This window comes from Craterilacuibacter sp. RT1T (assembly GCF_023502145.1).
GTDB lineage: Bacteria > Pseudomonadota > Gammaproteobacteria > Burkholderiales > Chromobacteriaceae > Craterilacuibacter.
Genome location: NZ_JAMFLI010000003.1, coordinates 35,416 through 53,954 on the forward strand (window position 1 = coordinate 35,416; position 18,539 = coordinate 53,954).

17 protein-coding genes and 1 tRNA gene are annotated in these 18,539 nt (G+C 56.1%); 14 read left to right on the forward strand and 4 right to left on the reverse strand.

What is annotated here, in order from left to right; all coding sequences use genetic code 11:
- Window positions 1-32: 32 nt before the first annotated feature.
- A complete protein-coding gene (locus M3P88_RS06520; protein WP_249615239.1) occupies window positions 33-1,523 on the reverse strand; it encodes an aldehyde dehydrogenase in 1,491 nt (496 codons plus the stop codon).
- Window positions 1,524-1,572: 49 nt separating this feature from the next.
- Complete coding sequence (locus M3P88_RS06525; protein WP_249615240.1) at window positions 1,573-2,118, reverse strand: cupin domain-containing protein; 546 nt, start codon at window positions 2,116-2,118, stop codon at window positions 1,573-1,575.
- A 211-nt stretch (window positions 2,119-2,329) separates the two neighbouring features.
- Here M3P88_RS06525 and ald point away from each other — a divergent pair, with 211 nt between their 5' ends.
- From ald to M3P88_RS06575, 10 genes are all read left to right on the forward strand, one after another.
- A complete protein-coding gene (gene ald / locus M3P88_RS06530; protein WP_249615241.1) occupies window positions 2,330-3,454 on the forward strand; it encodes an alanine dehydrogenase in 1,125 nt (374 codons plus the stop codon).
- 21 nt (window positions 3,455-3,475) lie between these two features.
- The gene (locus M3P88_RS06535) at window positions 3,476-4,243 is read left to right on the forward strand and encodes a gamma-glutamyl-gamma-aminobutyrate hydrolase family protein (protein WP_249615520.1); all 768 of its coding nucleotides are present in this window, start codon (window positions 3,476-3,478) and stop codon (window positions 4,241-4,243) included.
- Window positions 4,244-4,281: 38 nt separating this feature from the next.
- Window positions 4,282-5,616 carry a glutamine synthetase family protein gene (locus tag M3P88_RS06540; RefSeq protein ID WP_249615242.1) on the forward strand — a complete coding sequence of 445 codons (1,335 nt, stop codon included), beginning with the start codon at window positions 4,282-4,284 and terminating at the stop codon, window positions 5,614-5,616.
- Window positions 5,617-5,673: 57 nt separating this feature from the next.
- Window positions 5,674-7,050 (forward strand): aspartate aminotransferase family protein, encoded by a 1,377-nt coding sequence (locus M3P88_RS06545; protein WP_249615243.1) that lies wholly within the window; start codon window positions 5,674-5,676, stop codon window positions 7,048-7,050.
- An 848-nt stretch (window positions 7,051-7,898) separates the two neighbouring features.
- Entirely contained in the window at window positions 7,899-8,759 is an 861-nt protein-coding gene (gene motA, locus M3P88_RS06550) for a flagellar motor stator protein MotA (RefSeq protein ID WP_249615244.1), read from the forward strand.
- 15 nt (window positions 8,760-8,774) lie between these two features.
- On the forward strand, window positions 8,775-9,677 hold the full coding sequence (gene motB, locus M3P88_RS06555) for a flagellar motor protein MotB (protein ID WP_249615245.1): 903 nt from the start codon (window positions 8,775-8,777) through the stop codon (window positions 9,675-9,677).
- Between the two features lie 10 nt (window positions 9,678-9,687).
- A complete protein-coding gene (locus M3P88_RS06560; RefSeq protein ID WP_249615246.1) occupies window positions 9,688-10,416 on the forward strand; it encodes a class I SAM-dependent methyltransferase in 729 nt (242 codons plus the stop codon).
- The gene (locus M3P88_RS06565) at window positions 10,406-11,734 is read left to right on the forward strand and encodes a histidine kinase (protein ID WP_249615247.1); all 1,329 of its coding nucleotides are present in this window, start codon (window positions 10,406-10,408) and stop codon (window positions 11,732-11,734) included. Before M3P88_RS06560 ends, M3P88_RS06565 begins: the two co-directional genes overlap by 11 nt.
- A 3-nt stretch (window positions 11,735-11,737) precedes the next feature.
- A complete protein-coding gene (locus tag M3P88_RS06570) occupies window positions 11,738-12,520 on the forward strand; it encodes a TrmH family RNA methyltransferase (protein WP_249615248.1) in 783 nt (260 codons plus the stop codon).
- 103 nt (window positions 12,521-12,623) lie between these two features.
- The gene (locus tag M3P88_RS06575) at window positions 12,624-12,962 is read left to right on the forward strand and encodes a YegP family protein (RefSeq protein WP_249615249.1); all 339 of its coding nucleotides are present in this window, start codon (window positions 12,624-12,626) and stop codon (window positions 12,960-12,962) included.
- Window positions 12,963-12,991: 29 nt separating this feature from the next.
- On the opposite strand, the gene M3P88_RS06580 is transcribed toward M3P88_RS06575, so the two are convergent.
- Window positions 12,992-13,789, reverse strand: coding sequence for a hypothetical protein (locus tag M3P88_RS06580; RefSeq protein WP_249615250.1), 798 nt, complete (start codon window positions 13,787-13,789; stop codon window positions 12,992-12,994).
- Between the two features lie 146 nt (window positions 13,790-13,935).
- Window positions 13,936-14,625, reverse strand: a complete 690-nt coding sequence (locus M3P88_RS06585) for a Bax inhibitor-1/YccA family protein (RefSeq protein WP_249615251.1) — start codon at window positions 14,623-14,625, stop codon at window positions 13,936-13,938.
- A gap of 158 nt (window positions 14,626-14,783) precedes the next feature.
- On the opposite strand from M3P88_RS06585, the gene M3P88_RS06590 reads away from it, so the two are divergent.
- From M3P88_RS06590 to clpX, 4 genes are all read left to right on the forward strand, one after another.
- Window positions 14,784-14,868, forward strand: a tRNA-Leu gene (locus M3P88_RS06590).
- Window positions 14,869-15,166: 298 nt separating this feature from the next.
- Window positions 15,167-16,474, forward strand: coding sequence for a trigger factor (gene tig / locus M3P88_RS06595; protein ID WP_249615252.1), 1,308 nt, complete (start codon window positions 15,167-15,169; stop codon window positions 16,472-16,474).
- A gap of 32 nt (window positions 16,475-16,506) precedes the next feature.
- The gene (gene clpP / locus M3P88_RS06600; protein ID WP_220789403.1) at window positions 16,507-17,124 is read left to right on the forward strand and encodes an ATP-dependent Clp endopeptidase proteolytic subunit ClpP; all 618 of its coding nucleotides are present in this window, start codon (window positions 16,507-16,509) and stop codon (window positions 17,122-17,124) included.
- Window positions 17,125-17,141: 17 nt separating this feature from the next.
- Window positions 17,142-18,419, forward strand: coding sequence for an ATP-dependent Clp protease ATP-binding subunit ClpX (gene clpX, locus M3P88_RS06605; protein WP_249615253.1), 1,278 nt, complete (start codon window positions 17,142-17,144; stop codon window positions 18,417-18,419).
- The last annotated feature ends 120 nt before the right edge of the window (window positions 18,420-18,539 follow it).

Below are 18,539 nucleotides of genomic sequence, written 5' to 3' on the forward strand. Positions count from 1 at the left end.
TGCCGCGTTCTGTTCCGGCACCCGCTTGCCTTTTAGCAGAGTTTGATCAGGGTGCTCTTCAGTTCCGAATACTTTTCCATTGCATGCAAGGACTTGTCGCGACCGTTGCCGGACTGTTTAAAACCACCGAAGGGGAAGTTCATGTCTCCGCCTTCGTCGTAGCAATTGACCCATACGGTGCCGGCCCTGAGTGCACGCGACACCTTATGCGCGGTTGAAAGATCCGAAGTCCAGACCGCCGCTGCCAGGCCATATTCGCTATCGTTGGCAATGCGGATGGCTTCTTCGACGGTATCGAAGGTAATCACCGACAGTACCGGTCCAAAGATTTCCTCGCGGCAGATGGTCAAATCGGCACGCGCACAGTCGAACGCGGTCGGTTCGATAAATAAGCCTTGCTCAAGATGTGTTGCTTTCCCGCCACAAATCAGCGTGGCGCCTTCACTCAAGCCTTTATCCACATAGGACAGTACCTTGTCGTACTGGATACGGTCGACGATGGCGCCCATGGCTGTGTCCGGGTTGAGCGGGTCACCCGGTTGCCAGCCTTGCGCGGCCTCCTTAAAGGCGGCGAGGAAGCTGTCCTTGATGTCGCGGTGTACCAGTACGCGCGAGCCTGCCGTGCACATTTCGCCCATATTGTAAAAGATGGCGGCAGCGGCCGTGCGGGCCGCTTTTTTAATGTCGGGGCAGTCCGGCAGAATGATGTTGGGCGACTTGCCGCCTAGCTCCAGCCAGGTGCGCTTGAGGTTAGATGCGGCGGCATCCGCCGCAATCAGCTTGCCGACGGCGGTCGAGCCGGTAAAGGCGATGCAGTCGATATCCATATGCAGCGCCAGCATTTTTCCGGTGTCGCCTGCGCCGGGAAGTACCTGGAAAATGCCGTCAGGAATGCCGGCTTCTTTGGCGAGCGCTGCCAGACGGATGGCGGTCAGCGGGGATTTTTCCGAAGGCTTGACGATCACGGCATTGCCTGCCGCCAAGGCTGGGCCGAACTTCCAGCTAGCCATCAGGATGGGGAAGTTCCATGGCACCACGGCGGCAACGACACCGATGGCTTCGCGGGTAACCAGGCCGACCAGCTTGGGGTCAACAGGTGCCACTTCTCCGCCAATTTTATCGATCGCTTCGGCAAACCATTCCACACAGTAGGCTGCACCGGCAACATCGACGCTTTGTGTGTCGGAAATGGGTTTGCCTACGTCCAGTGTTTCCAGTAGCGATAATTCATCGCTGTGTTCGCGTATCAGCGCGGCAAAGCGTTTGAGGATGCGTCCGCGTGCCAGCGGTGCCAGTGCTGACCACTCGCCGGACTCAAAGGCTTGGCGGGCGGCCTGAACAGCGGTATCGACCTCGCGCTGCCCGCACCAGGCAATCTGTGCCAGTGTCTGGCCATTGGCTGGGTTGACGCAGACAAAACTGCGGCCATCTTGAGCGGCGCTGTATTCGCCGGCGATAAAGGCGCGGCCTTCGATCTCAAGTTCGGTCGCAAGTTGTTGCCATTCGGGGTAGCTACGAGCCATGGTGTGTCTCCTTTGTTGTTTTCTTGCAAATAGTGGGTGGTGATGCGGTTTAAAAAGTCGGCGGTGAGTTGGCGCTGACAATTTCGCATGGCGAAAGACCCAGATTGCGGAAGCGGTGTGGTAAACGGCTATCGAAGTAATAGGCATCGCCGGGGCCCAGTTCGCGTTGTTCTCCATCGACGGTCAGTTCTATCCGTCCGCTAATCACGACACCGCCTTCTTGCCCTTCATGCTCCAGCATATCCGGGCCCGTATCGGCACCGGGCTCATAATGTTCTTTGAGGATGGCGAGCTCACGCTTGGGGTGTGCCATGCCGACCAGCAAGAGCTTGATTTCCTCATTGCCCAGATTCGGTAACTCTTCACCCTGATAAAACACCGTAGGTGCCCGCGGCTCTGCATCGAAGGTGAAAAAATCGGCCAGCGTCATCGGCAGGCCTTCCAGTACCTTTTTCAGCGAGCTAATCGATGGGCTGACCCGGTTCTGTTCGATCAATGAAATGGTGCCGTTGGTCACGCCGGCGCGTTTGGCGAGCTCGCGTTGAGACAGGCTCAGGCGTTCGCGCACCATTTTTAGTCTTGCTCCAATATCCATGTCTTCCGGCCTTTGTTGTCTGATGTTAATAATATTAGACGAATAATGTTAAGTAAATTGTTGTCTGTTCAGACATTGTTGCGATGCAAAATGGAAGATCATTGCAAATTGGCTATTTTGTAGCCAGTATCAGGGTATTGCTTTGCCATGATGTAAATTTTTTTAAACGCACCCAAGTTGAAGTGTCTACATAGTATGACAGGAGACTGTGATGTTGATTGGCGTTCCGAAAGAGATCAAGGTTCACGAGTACCGCGTCGGTTTGACGCCATCCGGTGTGCGCGAGTTGGTGGTGCACGGCCACGAGGTGGTGGTGCAGTCTCAGGCCGGGCTCGGCGTAGGTTTTACTGATGAGCATTACATCCAGGCGGGTGCGTCCATCGCATCGGCTGCATCAGAGATTTTTGCCCGTGCCGACATGATCTGCAAGGTCAAGGAGCCGCAAGCCATCGAATGCCGGATGCTGCGTCCGGGGCAATTGCTGTTTACCTATTTGCATCTGGCGCCGGACCCGGACCAGACGCGTTTGCTGGTTGACTCGGGAGCCATTGCCGTGGCTTACGAGACGGTGACCGATGACAAGGGGGGCTTGCCGTTATTGGCACCGATGTCGGAAGTGGCTGGGCGCATGGCGATACAGGCTGGTGCACATGCGCTGGAAAAGGCGCAAGGCGGTCGTGGCGTGCTTCTGGGCGGCGTACCCGGGGTCGCACCAGCCAAGGTGGTGGTGCTAGGGGGCGGCGTTGTGGGCTTGAATGCTGCGCGCATGGCCATGGGGCTGGGAGCGGAAGTCGCCATTCTCGACAAGTCGCTGCCACGGCTTAAAGAAATCGACATGTTGTTTGGCGGGCGCATCAAGACCCTGATGTCCAATAGCGTCAATATCGATGAGTCCATACGCGAAGCCGATATGGTAATTGGCGCGGTGCTGATTCCGGGCGCGGCCGCGCCCAAACTGGTGACGCGCAAGATGCTGGGCTGCATGAAGCCCGGCGCGGTACTGGTGGATGTGGCCATTGATCAGGGCGGCTGCTTTGAAACCAGTCGGCCGACCACGCATAAAGAGCCGACCTATGTTGTCGATGGCATCGTTCACTATTGTGTGGCCAATATGCCTGGTGGTGTGGCGCGTACTGCGACCATGGCACTGACCAATGCCACTTTGCCTTATGCGCTGGAGTTGGCCGATAAGGGCTGGGCACGGGCTTTGCTTGATAATGCCCATCTGCGCGATGGCTTGAATGTGTGCTGCGGACAGGTGACTTACGCCGCTGTCGCTAACGCACTGGGTTATCCATTTATTAAGCCGCTGGATGCCATCAAGGCTGCCGGCTGATTTTTGATCAGAGGTCGTATGTTGCACAAACCCGTAATCGGTATCCCCTGTGACGTCAAGATGATAGGGCATTTCCCTTTTCATGCCGTCGGCGACAAATATGTCGCTGCGGCCGCTGGGGCGGCGGGCGGCGTACCTGTCCTTATTCCGTCACTCGGGGACGAGGATCAGATCCGCGCCTTGCTGCAACTGGTTGATGGCTTGCTATTGCCCGGTTCGCCGTCAAACGTCGAGCCGGCGCATTATCAGGGCGAGCCTAGCCGTGCAGGTACTTTGCATGATCCGGCACGCGATGCGACCACCTTGCCGCTGATCCGGCTGGCTCTGGAGGCCGGCGTGCCCTTGCTGGGGATTTGTCGCGGTTTTCAGGAGATCAATGTCGCCCTAGGGGGGGAGCTCTACCAGCATGTGCAGGAAGAGGACGGCAAGATGGATCACCGCGAGCCGGACACCGATGATCTTGAGCAAATGTATGGCCCTGCGCACGAGTTGGCGATTACGCCGGATGGCTGGCTGCATGGCTGGACCGGCAAGACGCAGGCGCGCATCAATTCCATTCATCAGCAGGGCATCAAGCGGCTGGCCGAGTCACTGGTGGCCGAGGGCTATGCCAGCGATGGCCTGGTCGAGGCGTACCGGGTAGAGGGTGCGCGTGCTTTTGCCTTTGCCGTGCAATGGCATCCGGAGTGGAAGTATTGGGAGAACACGCTTTCCCAGGCAATTTTCAAGGCTTTCGGTGACGCTTGCCGGGAGCGCCGTATGCGACGCGAGTCGTCGCTGACACGGTAACCAGAGCCGGTAAACCGGCCGCAACACAAGGAAAGACCATGTTTCAACAAAATCTAGACTGGCTGCGCGAACACCGTATCACCGAAATGGAGTGCATTGTTCCGGACATGACCGGAGTGGCGCGAGGCAAGATTGTGCCCAAGGATAAATTCATCAGCGAAACGGAAATGCGTCTTCCGGAGGCGGTGCTGATGCAGACCGTGACCGGTGACTATCCAGATGACAGCATGCTGGATCTGACCGATCCGGATATGGTGTTGCAACCGGACCCGGCGACCTTGCGTCTGGTGCCATGGGCGACCGACCCGACGGCACAGTTGATCTACGATTGCTTCCGTGCCGATGGCACGCCGGTCGACATCGCGCCGCGTAACGTATTGCGTCGCGTACTGTCGCTGTACGACGCCAAGGGCTGGGCGCCGGTGGTGGCACCCGAGATGGAGTTTTACCTGCTGTCGCCCAACCCGGACCCGGATATTCCGTTGGCTCCGCCAGTCGGGCGTACCGGCCGTGCCGAATTCGGCCGCCGCTCTTACGCCATTGATGCGGTTAACGAGTTCGACCCGCTGTTCGAGGATATCTATGACTACTGCCATGCGCAGAATCTGGAAGTCGATACCCTGATTCACGAGGTTGGCACCGCGCAGATGGAGATCAATTTCCTGCACGGTGATGCGATGTCGCTGGCCGACCAGGTTTTCCTGTTCAAGCGTACCGTGCGTGAAGCTGCATTCCGTCACAATATGTACGCCACCTTTATGGCCAAGCCGATGGAGAATGAGCCGGGCAGTGCCATGCATATCCACCAGAGTCTGGCGGACAAGGAAACCGGCAAGAACATTTTCAGCAATGCGGATGGTTCGCCATCCGATCTGTTCTTCAACTTCATCGCCGGCCTGCAGCATTATCTGCCGGAAGTGATGCCGCTGTTTGCACCGTATGTGAACTCGTTCCGCCGTCTGTCGCCTTATATGGCGGCACCGACCAACGTCGAGTGGGGCTACGACAACCGTACTGTGGGTCTGCGTGTGCCACACTCCAGTGCGGCCGGCCGTCGGGTAGAAAACCGTGTACCGGGTGTGGACGTCAACCCGTATATCGCCATGGCCGCTACGCTGGCCTGTGGTTATCTTGGCATCATCAAGAATATGAAGCCGCGCGACCCGTGCCAGAGCGATGCCTATGAGCTGCCTTACCAGTTCCCGCATTCCACCGAAGAGTCCCTGGTCCGTCTGGCGCGCTGCGAAGATATCGCCGAAATCCTGGGGCCGCGCTTCGTGAAAATGTATGTCGGGATGAAACAGAAGGAATTCTCCGAATACTTCCGCGTGATCAGCCCGTGGGAGCGCAAGTTCCTGCTGCTGCACGTCTAACCCTGTCGTATAAACCGGCACCCGCTGCGGCGGGTGTTTTTACAAGAGGAGAAGCTGATGAGCCAGCAACATACCACCCAAGATTGGCGCGACATGGATGCCGCACACCACCTGCATCCGTTTTCCGATACCAAGGGGCTGAATGCGCAAGGTGCGCGTGTGATTACTCATGCGGACGGTATCTACTTGTGGGATTCGGAAGGCAACAAGATCACTGACGGCATGGCCGGGCTGTGGTGCGTGAATATCGGCTACGGGCGCAAGGATTTGCCTGAAGTAGCCAAGCGCCAGATGGAAGAGCTGGCTTATTACAATACCTTCTTCAAAACGACTCACCCCAAGGTGGCTGAACTGTCGGCCCTGCTGGCCAGCGTCGCGCCGGATGGTTTCGAGCATGTGTTTTATACCAACTCGGGCTCGGAGTCGGTCGATACCATGATACGCATGGTGCGCCATTACTGGAGTTCGGTTGGCAAGCCGGAGAAAAAGGTGCTGATCGGGCGCTGGAACGGTTATCACGGCTCGACCATAGGGGGCGCCAGTCTGGGTGGCATGAGCTATATGCACGAGCAGGGCGATCTGCCGATTCACGGTATCGTGCACGTCGAGCAGCCCTGGTACTACAAGCACGGCAAGGATTTGACGCCGGAAGAGTTCGGCATTCAAGCGGCGCAGTGGATAGAAGCCAAGATACTGGAAGTCGGCGCGGACAAGGTCGCCGCCTTTGTCGGCGAGCCTATCCAGGGGGCGGGCGGCGTGATTATTCCGCCATCGACCTACTGGCCTGAAGTCGAGCGCATCTGCCGCAAATACGATGTGCTGCTGGTGGCCGATGAGGTGATCTGCGGTTTCGGTCGTACCGGCGAATGGTTCGGCCAGACGCACTTCGGTTTTAAGCCTGATGTATTTACCACGGCCAAGGGTTTGTCGTCCGGCTACTTGCCTATCGGTGCGGTGTTTGTCGGTGAGCGCGTGGCACGCGGCCTGATCGAAGAGGGCGGCGACTTTAATCACGGCTTTACCTACTCCGGTCATCCGGTGTGTGCCGCTGTTGCACATGCCAATGTGGCTGCATTGCGTGACGAGGGTATTGTCGAGCAAGTCAAGAACGACACCGGCCCTTATATGCAGCAGCGCTGGCGTGAGGTGTTCGGCCAGTTTGCCCATGTGGACGATGTGCGCGGGGTTGGCCTGATCCAGGCATTCACTCTGGTGAAAAACAAGGCGACACGCGAATTGTTTGATAACTGGGGTGAGACCGGCACGATGTGCCGCGATATTTTCTTCAAGCACAACCTGATTATGCGTGCTTGTGGTGACCATATCGTGTGTGCGCCACCTTTGGTAATTACCAAGGCTGAAATCGATGCCATGCTGGAAACGGCGGCAGCCTGCCTGCAGGAGTTTGAGCAGCTTGTTGCTGCGCGGCCATAAATTTTCTAAGGATGTAAACGCGGGGAGTCGGAGCCTTGGTCGCTGCACGCCATGACCAAGGCTCCGGCTCCCCATGTTTTTTATTGCTTGATTTGCCCGCTGCGCTTTTTAGTCTTTTTCTTTCAATAAAAACCGTTTGAGTAGGTACAGAATAGTGAACTGCAGTATCACAATGATGGCGATAGAAAAGATGATTTCCCATACTACGCTGCTGAACAATTCACGCATCGTGCGCTCCCCGAGACACTCTTTCACTGGTCAATAGCTTAGATCTGTCATGGTTGGGTGTGTTGGCCGGTTTTATTGTTTGCAATAGCAAGGCCTATGACTTTGATTGTGCTTTGATTTTATGGCTTTAGTGTATTAAGTTTTTGTGTTGATAAATTGAAATGAGGCGGTGAGTGTGGGGATGCTGCCTTGGTCTTTGTTGTTGAATAGGATTTTTGTCGGCTTTGTGCGATTTAATATATTAAAATCAAAGGCTTGTATTTTTTTGTTTGGTTCTTGTATGAGGCGGGAGTGATACGCTGATGGTTTTGGGCTGCGATCGCCAGTTGATTTTTAATTATTGCTGTTGTTTGTATGCAACTTTGCGTGGCAGCTTGAAAATGGGTTGGGGGCTGTGTGCCGGCACGGTGGCGCACAAATCCGGCATTTGCTTGATGCAGGGCATGTCGTTGATGCTTGTGGTGAGTGTTGTTGCATTTGCTTACGGGTGACTATAGTTATAGGGTGTAATACAATAAAAAAAGTTTCTTATTTGCGAGTGTCGAGTGCACTGTCCATCGCCTTGCTGTTGCGAAGGGTGTGCATCTCCGGCTTAGCTTCAGCTTTCCCCAAGGGTATACATGTTTATTCCTATCGGTTATGTGGTCATTCTGGCAGCCTGTTTCGGGGGGTTTGCGCTGGCAGGGGGGCATCTGGCATCGCTGTTTCAGCCGGTCGAATTATTGATTATTGGTGGTGCCGGCTTTGGTGCTTTTTTGGCCGCCCACGGTGGCGCGCCACTCAAAGCGACCGGGAAAGCATTGCCCAAGGTATTTAAGGCCTCGCCATACAGCAAAGCCTTCTATATGGACTTGTTTGCTCTGCTGTTCGAGATCTTGGCCAAAGTCAGGAAAGAGGGCTTGATGTCGGTTGAGGCCGACGTCGAGGCACCAGAGAGTAGTCCTTTATTTGCCAAGTACCCGGCGATACTGGCGGATCATCATGTTGTCGAATTTATTACCGATTATTTGCGGCTGATGGTGGGCGGTAGCCTGAATGCCTTCGAAATAGAAAACCTGATGGATGTGGAGCTGGAAACCCATCACCACGAAGCAGAAGTGCCGATTGGCGCGGTCAAGAGTCTGGCCGATGGCTTGCCTGCTTTTGGTATTGTGGCCGCAGTGATGGGGGTGGTGCATACCATGGAATCGGTCGGCTTGCCGCCGGCTGAATTGGGCAAGCTGATCGGTGCGGCGCTGGTGGGTACATTTGTCGGTATTTTGCTGGCCTACGGTTTTGTCGCGCCAATTGCTACCGCGATGGAGCATAAACTGGCTGATCAGACCCGCGTGTTCCAGACGATCAAAGTCACTTTGCTGGCAAGCCTGAATGGCTATGCGCCACAGGTTGCCGTCGAGTTTGGCCGCAAGGCACTGGCCGGGCCGGATCGTCCATCCTTCCGCGAGCTGGAAGAGCACGTCAAACAGGCCAAGGCCAAGTAAGGCAGGAAAGACTATATGGCTGACGAATCTCAACGCCCCATTATCGTCAAGCGCATCAAGAAGGGCGGTCATGGTCATCACGGCGGTGCATGGAAAATTGCGTACGCCGACTTTATGACCGCCATGATGGCTTTTTTCCTACTGATGTGGCTGCTGGGCTCTGCATCCCAAGGCACGCTCAATGGTATTGCCGAGTATTTCAAGACCCCGCTGAAAGTGGCGCTGTCTGGTGGTTCGGGCGCGGGTGATGCGACCTCGATGATAAAAGGGGGGGGGACTGACCTGACGCGTCAGGCCGGGCAGGTTAAGCGCGGCTACAAACATCCGGCGGAATTGGCAGAGGAAAAGCAGCGCTTGCAGGCGCTGCAACAAAAAATTCAGGCCGATATCAATACCAGCAATGTGCTGAAGTTTTACAAGAATCAGTTGCGGCTGGAAATGACGCCGGACGGTTTGAAAATCCAGATTGTGGATGAAAAAAACCGCCCCATGTTTGCCTCGGGTAGTGCCGATATTCTGCCGCATACGCGTGAAATTTTGCGCGAGCTGGGTTATGAGCTTAATGCCGTACCCAATATGTTGAGTGTGTCCGGGCATACCGATGCGACGCCTTTTGCCGGTGGTCAAAAGGGCTATAGCAACTGGGAGCTTTCGGCGGACCGTGCCAATGCTGCCCGGCGCGAGCTTTTGCTGGGCGGGATGGATCCGGTCAAAATTCTGCGAGTGGTGGGCTTGGCAAATGCCAATCCCTTGACGCCGCAAAATCAGTTCAGTCCGGAAAATCGCCGCATTGCCATTGTGATTCTGAATGATGATGCGGTCGACCGCATACGCAGCGATGGCTTAAGTGCCGCGCAAAATACGGTGGCTGATGGGGCATCGGAGCCTGCCGCAAGCACGGCAGGCGGCGAACACTAAGGTGTTGCTGGTGCGATCTGCCGTGCTGCTGCTGTCGGCTGCCGTGATGGCGTGGCTGGTTTATGCGCCGGCCACCCAGCCGCTATCTTGGTGTGCATTGCAAGCCGGCATCGTTTTGTTGCTGGCGCGCTTGTTCCGTCTGAGGGTGTTTGCTGCGCTGTTGTTGGCTGGTCTGTTTCCTTTGCTGGTGTTGGCGTTGTGGCTGGACCTTCCGGCTTGGTTATATGCGCTGGCGGCGGCGCTGACTTTTGGCCTTTCACGCAATGCCTTATACGAGCGGGTGCCGTTTTACCTGTCGTCAGACGAGGCCTGTCGGGTGCTCGCTACATGGTTGCCCGCTGGGTCGCGCGTGCTGGATGCGGGTAGTGGCGATGGCCGGGCAGTATTGCTATTGGCGCGCTTGCGGCCCGATATCGAGGTGCTCGGAATGGAAAATGCCTGCTTGCCTTATCTGCTGGCACGTTTGCGCTGGCGTCTGGCCGGCTCGCCGGCCAATGCCAAGCTGGCTTATGGCAGTTTTTGGCAAGCGCAATGGGCCGAGTATGATGTGGTCTATGCCTTTCTTTCCCCCGCTCCTATGGCGCGGCTGTGGCGGGTATTTTGTGCGGGTGCGGGTGCTGATGCCGTGTTGATCAGCAATACCTTTGCCATCCCGGATGTGCCAGCCGATGAAGTCCTGGCTTTGTCCGGGCCTTTGCAGTGCGAGCTCCTTATCTGGCGTCATCCCCATGCAACTTGATACTTGGCTCGCCTCTGTTGCGGCACAGCGCTGGCCTGTTCTGCCGCAAACGCATGCACGTATACGGCAGGAGTTGGCGCGTGGCAGCGAACGTTTGCGGTTTGAAGTGCTGGCCAATCTGACCTTGGCCGATCCGTTTTTACTGCTGGACTTGTTGCGCCTGATGGCGACTTCCACCACCTTGCAGCGTAGCGGCAGCTTGCCTGCCGTCGAGCAGATGCTGATGCTGGTGGGGAGCGAGCGCATTATGCTGCGCTATCGGCAGTTGCCGGCCTGGCCTGAACCTGCGGACAGTCATGAGCTTGCCGTGCAGGAGGAGGTCGCCGGCCTGATGGGGCGTGCACGCACTGCCGCACTGATCGTCAAAGCCTGGCTGTCCCTTGCGGGGGAGCATAAGGTGGAAGACAGCTTTATTGCCGCCGAGCTTTACAATTTGCCGGCATGCTTGTACCTGCTGCAGCACCAGCAACGGCTAAAAAAACCGGCGCTACAGCAGATGGCAGAGCAGTTCAACATGGATTACCCGCCACTCTTGGCCGCATTTATCCAGCGCATGCCTTTGCCTGAGGGTTTGAATGGGCTGCTGGGCAGCGGTGTGCCTAGCCGGCAGCGCCAACTGCTTAAGCTTGCCGTTGCCTGCGCCGAGGGGCTGGATCAGGGGTGGTGGCGGCCGGCGTGGCAGGCGGGGGTTTCGGCGGCGGCGCATTTGGTGGGCGCGACCTATTCCGAGACTTATCAGGCCGTGGTGCATGCTGTTTTGCAGGTGGCCCGCAATCCGCAGGCGCCCGCTTATACTTTTGCTGCCCGCCGTTTTCTGGCCATGGAAGGCGATATTCCGCCTGCCGATGCGCCATGCTTGGCACCCGCGCTGGATATGGCAGCGCGTGTGGATCTGACCATACGAGCCGCCTTGCGCCATTTGGCTAATGATCTGGGTTTTGAGCGCGTGTTGTTTTACCGCTTGAATGAGGCGGGTGATGTCTTGCGCTTGCAGTTCCAGATTGGTCTTAAGTCTGGTGATGCGCTATTGCGGCAAATGCCATTGATAAAGCCGGATGGCTTGCCGGCTTTGCTGTTGAGCCGGGCGCAGGGCTTTTTGCTGACGCCGGTGCTGCATGCGCGCTTGCAGCTGAAATACGCCGATGCCTGGTTGTCGGCATTGGCTGGAAATGATGTCGCCTTGCTGTCGGTTTATGCAGAAGGCCGGCCGCTGGGCCTGTTTGTGGCCGATAATGCCAGCTCTGGGCGCGCCATTGACGAGGCCTGCTATCAACAATTCAAATTACTGGCCGCCCGGGTGGCCGGTTTATCATTCTGACGTATGCAAAAGATTATCAGCTCGGCAAGTAACGAAGACCTCAAACAATTGGCACGGCTGGTGCAGAACGTACGCGAGCGGCGCAAGAGTCGGCAGATGGTGCTGGAGGGTATTCATCTGCTTGAGACGGCACTGGATGTTGAGCTGGTGCCGACGATGGTGTTTGTCAACGAGGACGCGGCGCAGCGATCCGATGTACAGGCTTTATTGGCGCGCTTGTCACCCGATAGCGAGTGCATTCAGGTGGCGCGGGGCGTGTTTGCCAAGGTGACGGCGCTGGCTAGCGCGCCCGAGGTGTTGGCGGTTTGCCCGCGACCCGAGGCGCGGCAGCCGCAGGAGGATGCCAGCCGCCTGCTGCTGGAAGACATTCAGGATCCGGGTAATCTGGGCACGATTCTGCGTTCGGCCGCTGCGGCCGATGTGCGAGAGGTCTACCTGTCCAAAGGTTGTGTCGATGTGTTTTCCCCCAAAGTGTTGCGCTCGGGCATGGGGGCGCATTTTGCATTGACCATTCATGAGGGGGCCGATCTTGCCGCCGAATTGGCCGCTTTTACCGGGCGTAAGCTGGTGACCCATCTGGCAGGAAGTACTTCGCTTTACGGGGAGGATTTGTCCGGGCCCATTGCGCTGGTCTTGGGTAATGAAGGCGCGGGAGTGTCGGATACTTTAGTTGGTTTGTCCGACGTGCGGGTACGCATTCCGATGCCGGGGCATGCCGAGTCGCTGAATGTCGCGATGGCGGCCACCATTTGCCTGTTTGAACGGGTGCGTCAATTGCAATGCTAAGTGCTCTGTAGTGTTGCAGGGTGATTTGTGACTGATCGTAATCTACATTGGGTATTGGTTGACGGTGATATTCATCATCTGCACCGTACACAAGGAGAGTGCGATGAGTGGCAAGTTTGAGGTCGGTAAGTCCAAGAATGGCAAGTATCTGTTCAACCTGAAGGCCGGCAACGGGCAGATTATTTTGACCAGTCAGCTATTTGATTCTTTGCACCACGCGATAGAGGCGGCTCAGTACCTGCAATCTGAGCCTAAGCTGGATATGCGCATCCGTCGCAAGATCTCGACAGTGGGCGATCCTTATTTCAGTGTGCTGGGGCGCGGCGACAAAGTGCTGGCGCGTAGTGAAATGTATTCGTCCTCCACGGCGATGGAGCGCGGAATAGATTCGCTGCTGGATCATGCACCGACGGCTCAGGTGGTCGATACGACGGCGCTATAGCGACCGGGTGGGGTATGTTGATTGTGCCCCTAACCGCCTTTTTCAATCGCAGCCAGCGCGTGCTCTACATCCTTGAGAGACTGCTTCGCTTGCGGATCATCGCTGCCGCGAAGTTGTTGTTTTAGCCAGTCGCGAATTTTTTTCAGTTCTGCCAGCATCTTTTTTATTTCGGGATCTTCTTCCTGCTTCTGTGTCCCAACGTTTGAACGCTCCAGCTTGGGTGCAGGTTCGTTCGATTCTTGTGTCTGGTTTTCGTCGGGGCGTTCATTTTCGCCGGGCTGGCTGTTTGTGGCGTCTTCCAGGCTAGCCATCAGTGCCCCGGTTTCCGGTAATGCCTCGCTCGCCGCTTGAGCGGTCTCGGCCTGGCCATCTGCCGAAGCTGCCGTGACGGGTGGTTGCGGCAGGGTGGGGGTCGCATTGCCGCTGCCACCACTCAGGGACTTTAGCTCGCGTGATGCTTGTGCCAGTTGCTGCGCCAGTGCGCGCAAGCTGCCCGGATCGTTGCCGGCGAGTACCATTATTTTCCGTAGCATCTCTATCCGTGCCTTGAGCATGCTCTTGCTGAGATTAGCCATTTGATTTGAATTTGATGGTGTGGCGGCAGCGGGCTTGCGTAGTTTGGCCATGTGCTTGGCCAGCGCCGTGGAGAGTGTGTCGTGCAGGATATTTTGCGGCGTATGGGTGGGAAGGGGCGTGGCGGAGGGCGGTGCAGTATTGTTGGCGGCTGGTGCGGCTGGTGCGACTGGTGCGGCTGGTGCGGCAGGGCGTTTGTATGCTGTGCCATGGGTTGTTGCACTGCGGTATTCGCTTGAAGGGCGCACTTGCATGGGCTGTCTTTCGGTAAGCTTTTACTTGCTATCGTCTGTATTTGCCATTTCTTGAGTGTCTTGATGGGTAGCTGCTGTTTGGTCCGGTAAATAAAAAAGCCGGTGTAACCCTTGTGGGGCAACACCGGCTTGCTGAATTGAGCTGATTAGTCGCGCTGGCCGCCAAAAGCCATCAGAAGCTGCAACAAGCTGGTGAACAGGTTGTAGATGCTGATGTAAATGGTCAGTGCTGCGGAGATGTAGTTGGTTTCGCCGCCATCCACGATGGACTTGACCTGCCACAGAATCATCAGCGAGCTGAACAGGGCGAAGGCTGCGGAGATGGTCAGCTGCATGGCCGGAATGCGCAGGAAGATGTTGGCGATCATCGCCACCATCAGGACCACGGCACCGACGGTCAAAAAGCGGCTCAGCCCGGACAGGTCGCGCTTGGTGGTGGTCGCGATGCCGGCCATCACAAAAAAGACCACCGAAGTTGCGCCGCCTGCCACCATGACCAGTTGGGCGCCATTTTTCAGGCTAAGCGCTACTTGCAGCAAAGGCCCGAGCAGTACGCCCATAAACAGGGTGAGTACCATCATCAGAACGACGCCCATCGAGCTGTCGCGATTTTTTTCTACGGCAAAAAACAGGCCGTACAGCATGGCGATCATGATCAGGCTGGACATGATCGGGCTGCCAGCCATAAAGGCAAAGTTCATATTGGTGCCGATGACCGCGCCTATGATGGTCGGAATCATCGACAGAGCCAGCAGCGCATAAGTATTGCGCAGAACCTTATGGCTGGCGCCTACCTCGGTGCTGGTGCGGTAGGTAGTCTGAAAGTTCTGTTGCATACGGTGTTTCTCCTTGGGTGTTGCGGTGTGAATTGGTTCTGACATTACTAATGGTAAATGGTTTCCATTGTGGATGGAAATATGGCCGTGTGTCTTGTCTTATCGTTTAGTGTGCGATATTATTGCGCTCTTGTCTTGGCAGATGACGCCATTGGCAGGCGAGGGTGGCGGAATTGGTAGACGCACTGGATTTAGGTTCCAGCGGGGCGACCTGTGAGAGTTCGAGTCTCTTCCCTCGCACCATAGATAAATTCTGCAGCCTTGTGCTGTAGGCAGTAGCCCCGCACAAACGGCAAGTACCGTTTTGCGGGGTTTTTTGTTTGTCCTTTGCGGGGGTAGCAGGCGCAGCTTGCTGCTTATGGCTTCCCGATAGGGCATGATATACTGGCCAACTTTTGCGGCAGGTTGTGCAGGAAATATATTTTGCTTTTGCAGTTTTGCCGTGGCTGGCGAGTGCCGGAGCAGGTAAACCTGTGTGGCGGAGTTTGTTTGATTGCGCTGCCTGCTCACTCCAACCCTGTATAAAGATCAAGGATTCAACATGCAAGTTCAGCTGGAAACGTTGAGCAACCTCGAGCGTCGCATCACCATCGCGCTGCCGATGACCGAGATCGATGCCAAGGTAACAGAACGCCTCAAGCGCGCAGCCCGCAGTGCCAAGATTCAGGGCTTCCGCCCGGGTAAGGCGCCGTTCAAGATTGTTGAAGCAAACTATGGCCCGCAGATCCGTGAAGAAGTGATCGGCGAGCAGGTTCAGCAGAGCTTCTATGTTGCCGTTGCACAGGAAAAGCAGCGCATTGCTGGTTACCCGCGTTTTGAAGCGGCCCAGGAAAGCGCGGATCTGGAAAACTTCAAGTTCTCCGCCGTATTCGAAGTGTTCCCGGAAGTGGTCGTAGGCGATCTGACAGTTGCTGAAATCGAAAAGCCAGTCACCCCAGTCGGTGATGCGCAGATCGAACAGACTATCGAGATCCTGCGTAAGCAGCGCACCCGCTTCAACTATGTTGACCGCGCAGCTGCCGAAGGCGATCGCGTGATCATCGACTTCAAAGGCTCGATCGACGGCGTATTGTTCGCTGGCGGTTCGGCTGAAAACCACGCTTTCGTACTGGGTCAGGGCCAGATGCTGGCTGACTTCGAAGCCGGTGTGACCGGTCTGAAAGAAGGCGAAACCAAGTCGATCGAAGTGGCTTTCCCTGAGGACTACCACGGTAAAGAAGTCGCCGGCAAAACGGCCGTGTTCGAAATCACCGTGAAAAACGTATCCGAAGCGCAACTGCCAGCTATCGATGCCGACTTTGCCAAGGCGCTGGGTGTGGCCGATGGTGACGTGGAAAAAATGCGTGCCGAAATCAGCAAGAACGTCGCACGCGAAGTGAAGCGTCGTCTGGCTGCCCGCACCAAGGAAAACGTGATGCAGGCGCTGCTGGATGCAACCAAGATCGACTTGCCTAAGTCGCTGGTTGAGCTGGAAGTTGGCCGTCTGATGGATCAGGCTCGCCAGGACCTGCAACAGCGTGGCATGAACATCAAAGATATGCCTTTCCCGGCCGAACTCTTTACTGCACAGGCCGAGCGCCGTGTGGCACTGGGTCTGATCCTGTCGGCTGTCGTTGAAGCCAACAAGCTGGAAGCCAAGCCGGAACAGGTTAACGCCATGATCGCCGAGTTTGCCGATAGCTACGAGCATCCGGAAGAAGTGGCCAAGTGGTACGCGGAAAGCGCAGAACGCATGGAAGGTCCAACCTCCATGGTTCTTGAAGACAATGTCGTAGAGTTTGTGCTTTCGCAAGCTAAAGTGGTAGAGAAAGAAGTGGCGTTTGATGCACTGATGGGCAACAACGCCTGATAATGACTGACCAGAGAGGCCGAATCATGTCGATGATGGATCCCCGGGCCTTGGGCCTGGTACCTATGGTGGTAGAGCAAAGTGGGCGTGGCGAACGCGCTTACGATATTTACTCGCGCCTCCTCAAGGAACGTATCGTGTTCCTGGTGGGCCCCGTAAACGACGAGTCGGCCAATCTGGTCGTCGCGCAGATGTTGTTCCTTGAGTCGGAAAACCCGGACAAAGATATTTACCTTTATATCAATTCGCCGGGTGGTTCGATTACGGCAGGCATGTCGATTTACGACACGATGAATTTCATCAAGCCTGATGTATCGACCTTGTGTATCGGTCAGGCAGCCAGCATGGGTGCATTCCTGCTGTCTGCCGGCACCAAGGGCAAGCGTTATGCGCTCGCTCATAGCCGGGTAATGATTCACCAGCCATTGATTGGTGGTTTGTCTGGCCAGGCAACAGATATCGAAATTCATGCGCGTGAACTGTTGAAGATCAAGGCGCTGATGAATGAATTGATGGCCTTGCATACCGGCAAGGACGTCGAGCAGGTCGAACGTGATACCGAGCGCGACAATTTCATGTCGGCCGAACAAGCGTGCGCCTACGGACTTATTGACAAGGTACTGACGTCCCGCAAGGACGTGGTGGCTTAAGCTGACGGATAGTATGCATGTCTGAAAAATCGAGCGGCGAAAAACTCTTGTACTGCTCTTTCTGCGGCAAAAGCCAGCATGAAGTGCAGCGCTTGATAGCCGGCCCCCAAGTCTATATTTGCAACGAGTGCGTGCGCTTGTGTGACGATATCATTATCGAGGAGCTCGACCAGAAATCGATCGAAGCCGCCGTCGAGAGTGAAGAGCGCAAGCTGCCTGCACCGCAGGAAATCCGCGAAGCGCTGGATCAGCATGTTATTGGCCAGGATATGGCCAAGAAATCGCTGGCGGTTGCCGTGTACAACCATTACAAGCGGCTGTACACACCGGTGGTCAAGGATGAGGTTGAACTGTCCAAGAGTAATATTCTCTTGATCGGTCCGACCGGCTCCGGCAAAACGCTGCTGGCGCAGACGCTGGCCAAATTGCTGGATGTCCCTTTTGTGATTGCGGATGCCACCACGCTGACCGAGGCCGGTTATGTGGGGGAGGATGTAGAACACATCATCCAGAAGCTGCTGCAAAAGTGTGATTACGATGTCGAGAAGGCGCAGCGCGGTATCGTCTATATCGACGAAATCGACAAGATTTCGCGCAAGTCGGAAAACCCGTCCATTACCCGCGATGTGTCGGGTGAAGGCGTGCAGCAGGCGCTGCTGAAGCTGATTGAAGGTACGGTCGCTTCGATTCCGCCGCAAGGTGGCCGCAAGCATCCGAATCAGGAGTTCATCCAGATCGACACCACCAACATTCTGTTCGTGTGTGGCGGTGCGTTTGACGGGCTGGAGAAAATTATCCGCCGTCGCTCGGAAAAGGGTGGGATTGGTTTCGGTGCCGAAGTTTCGTCCAAGGATGAAGGCAAGAGCGTTTCTACCTTGTTCAAAGAGGTGGAGCCGGAAGACCTGATCAAGTTTGGTCTGATTCCCGAGCTGATCGGTCGTCTGCCGGTAGTCACGACGCTGGAAGAGCTGGACGAAGAAGCGCTGGTCACCATCCTGACCCAGCCGCGCAATGCGCTGAGCAAGCAGTATCAAAAATTGTTCGCCATGGAGGGCGTGGAGCTGGAATTGCGTCCATCTGCATTGCGCGTGATCGCCAAGCAGGCGATGATACGCAAGACGGGTGCCCGCGGTCTGCGCTCCATTCTCGAACGCGCCTTGCTGGATACCATGTATGAACTGCCTTCGATGCAGAACGTGGAAAAGGTTGTGGTTGACGAGAAGGTGATCGAAAAGGGCGATAAACCCTTGTTCATCTACCGCGAGGCAGATGACGGGCTGGCCCAGTCTGCCTGAAACGGTTGAACATGACAAAACCGCCCTTCAGGGCGGTTTTTTATTTGGGGCTGACAGCCGGAGCGCTTGAAATGCGCATGTGCTCCCCCATTTCTGCTCTATTAATATCCATTAGCCATG

Excerpts from the sequence above, each read along its gene's own strand:
- M3P88_RS06520 (WP_249615239.1), bottom strand. The coding sequence starts at position 1,523 with ATGGCTCGTAGCTACCCCGAATGGCAACAACTTGCGACCGAACTTGAG.
- M3P88_RS06525 (WP_249615240.1), bottom strand. The coding sequence starts at position 2,118 with ATGGATATTGGAGCAAGACTAAAAATGGTGCGCGAACGCCTGAGCCTG.
- ald (WP_249615241.1), top strand. The coding sequence starts at position 2,330 with ATGTTGATTGGCGTTCCGAAAGAGATCAAGGTTCACGAGTACCGCGTC.
- M3P88_RS06540 (WP_249615242.1), top strand. The coding sequence starts at position 4,282 with ATGTTTCAACAAAATCTAGACTGGCTGCGCGAACACCGTATCACCGAA.
- M3P88_RS06545 (WP_249615243.1), top strand. The coding sequence starts at position 5,674 with ATGAGCCAGCAACATACCACCCAAGATTGGCGCGACATGGATGCCGCA.
- motA (WP_249615244.1), top strand. The coding sequence starts at position 7,899 with ATGTTTATTCCTATCGGTTATGTGGTCATTCTGGCAGCCTGTTTCGGG.
- motB (WP_249615245.1), top strand. The coding sequence starts at position 8,775 with ATGGCTGACGAATCTCAACGCCCCATTATCGTCAAGCGCATCAAGAAG.
- M3P88_RS06565 (WP_249615247.1), top strand. The coding sequence starts at position 10,406 with ATGCAACTTGATACTTGGCTCGCCTCTGTTGCGGCACAGCGCTGGCCT.
- M3P88_RS06570 (WP_249615248.1), top strand. The coding sequence starts at position 11,738 with ATGCAAAAGATTATCAGCTCGGCAAGTAACGAAGACCTCAAACAATTG.
- M3P88_RS06575 (WP_249615249.1), top strand. The coding sequence starts at position 12,624 with ATGAGTGGCAAGTTTGAGGTCGGTAAGTCCAAGAATGGCAAGTATCTG.
- M3P88_RS06580 (WP_249615250.1), bottom strand. The coding sequence starts at position 13,789 with ATGCAAGTGCGCCCTTCAAGCGAATACCGCAGTGCAACAACCCATGGC.
- M3P88_RS06585 (WP_249615251.1), bottom strand. The coding sequence starts at position 14,625 with ATGCAACAGAACTTTCAGACTACCTACCGCACCAGCACCGAGGTAGGC.
- tig (WP_249615252.1), top strand. The coding sequence starts at position 15,167 with ATGCAAGTTCAGCTGGAAACGTTGAGCAACCTCGAGCGTCGCATCACC.
- clpP (WP_220789403.1), top strand. The coding sequence starts at position 16,507 with ATGATGGATCCCCGGGCCTTGGGCCTGGTACCTATGGTGGTAGAGCAA.
- clpX (WP_249615253.1), top strand. The coding sequence starts at position 17,142 with ATGTCTGAAAAATCGAGCGGCGAAAAACTCTTGTACTGCTCTTTCTGC.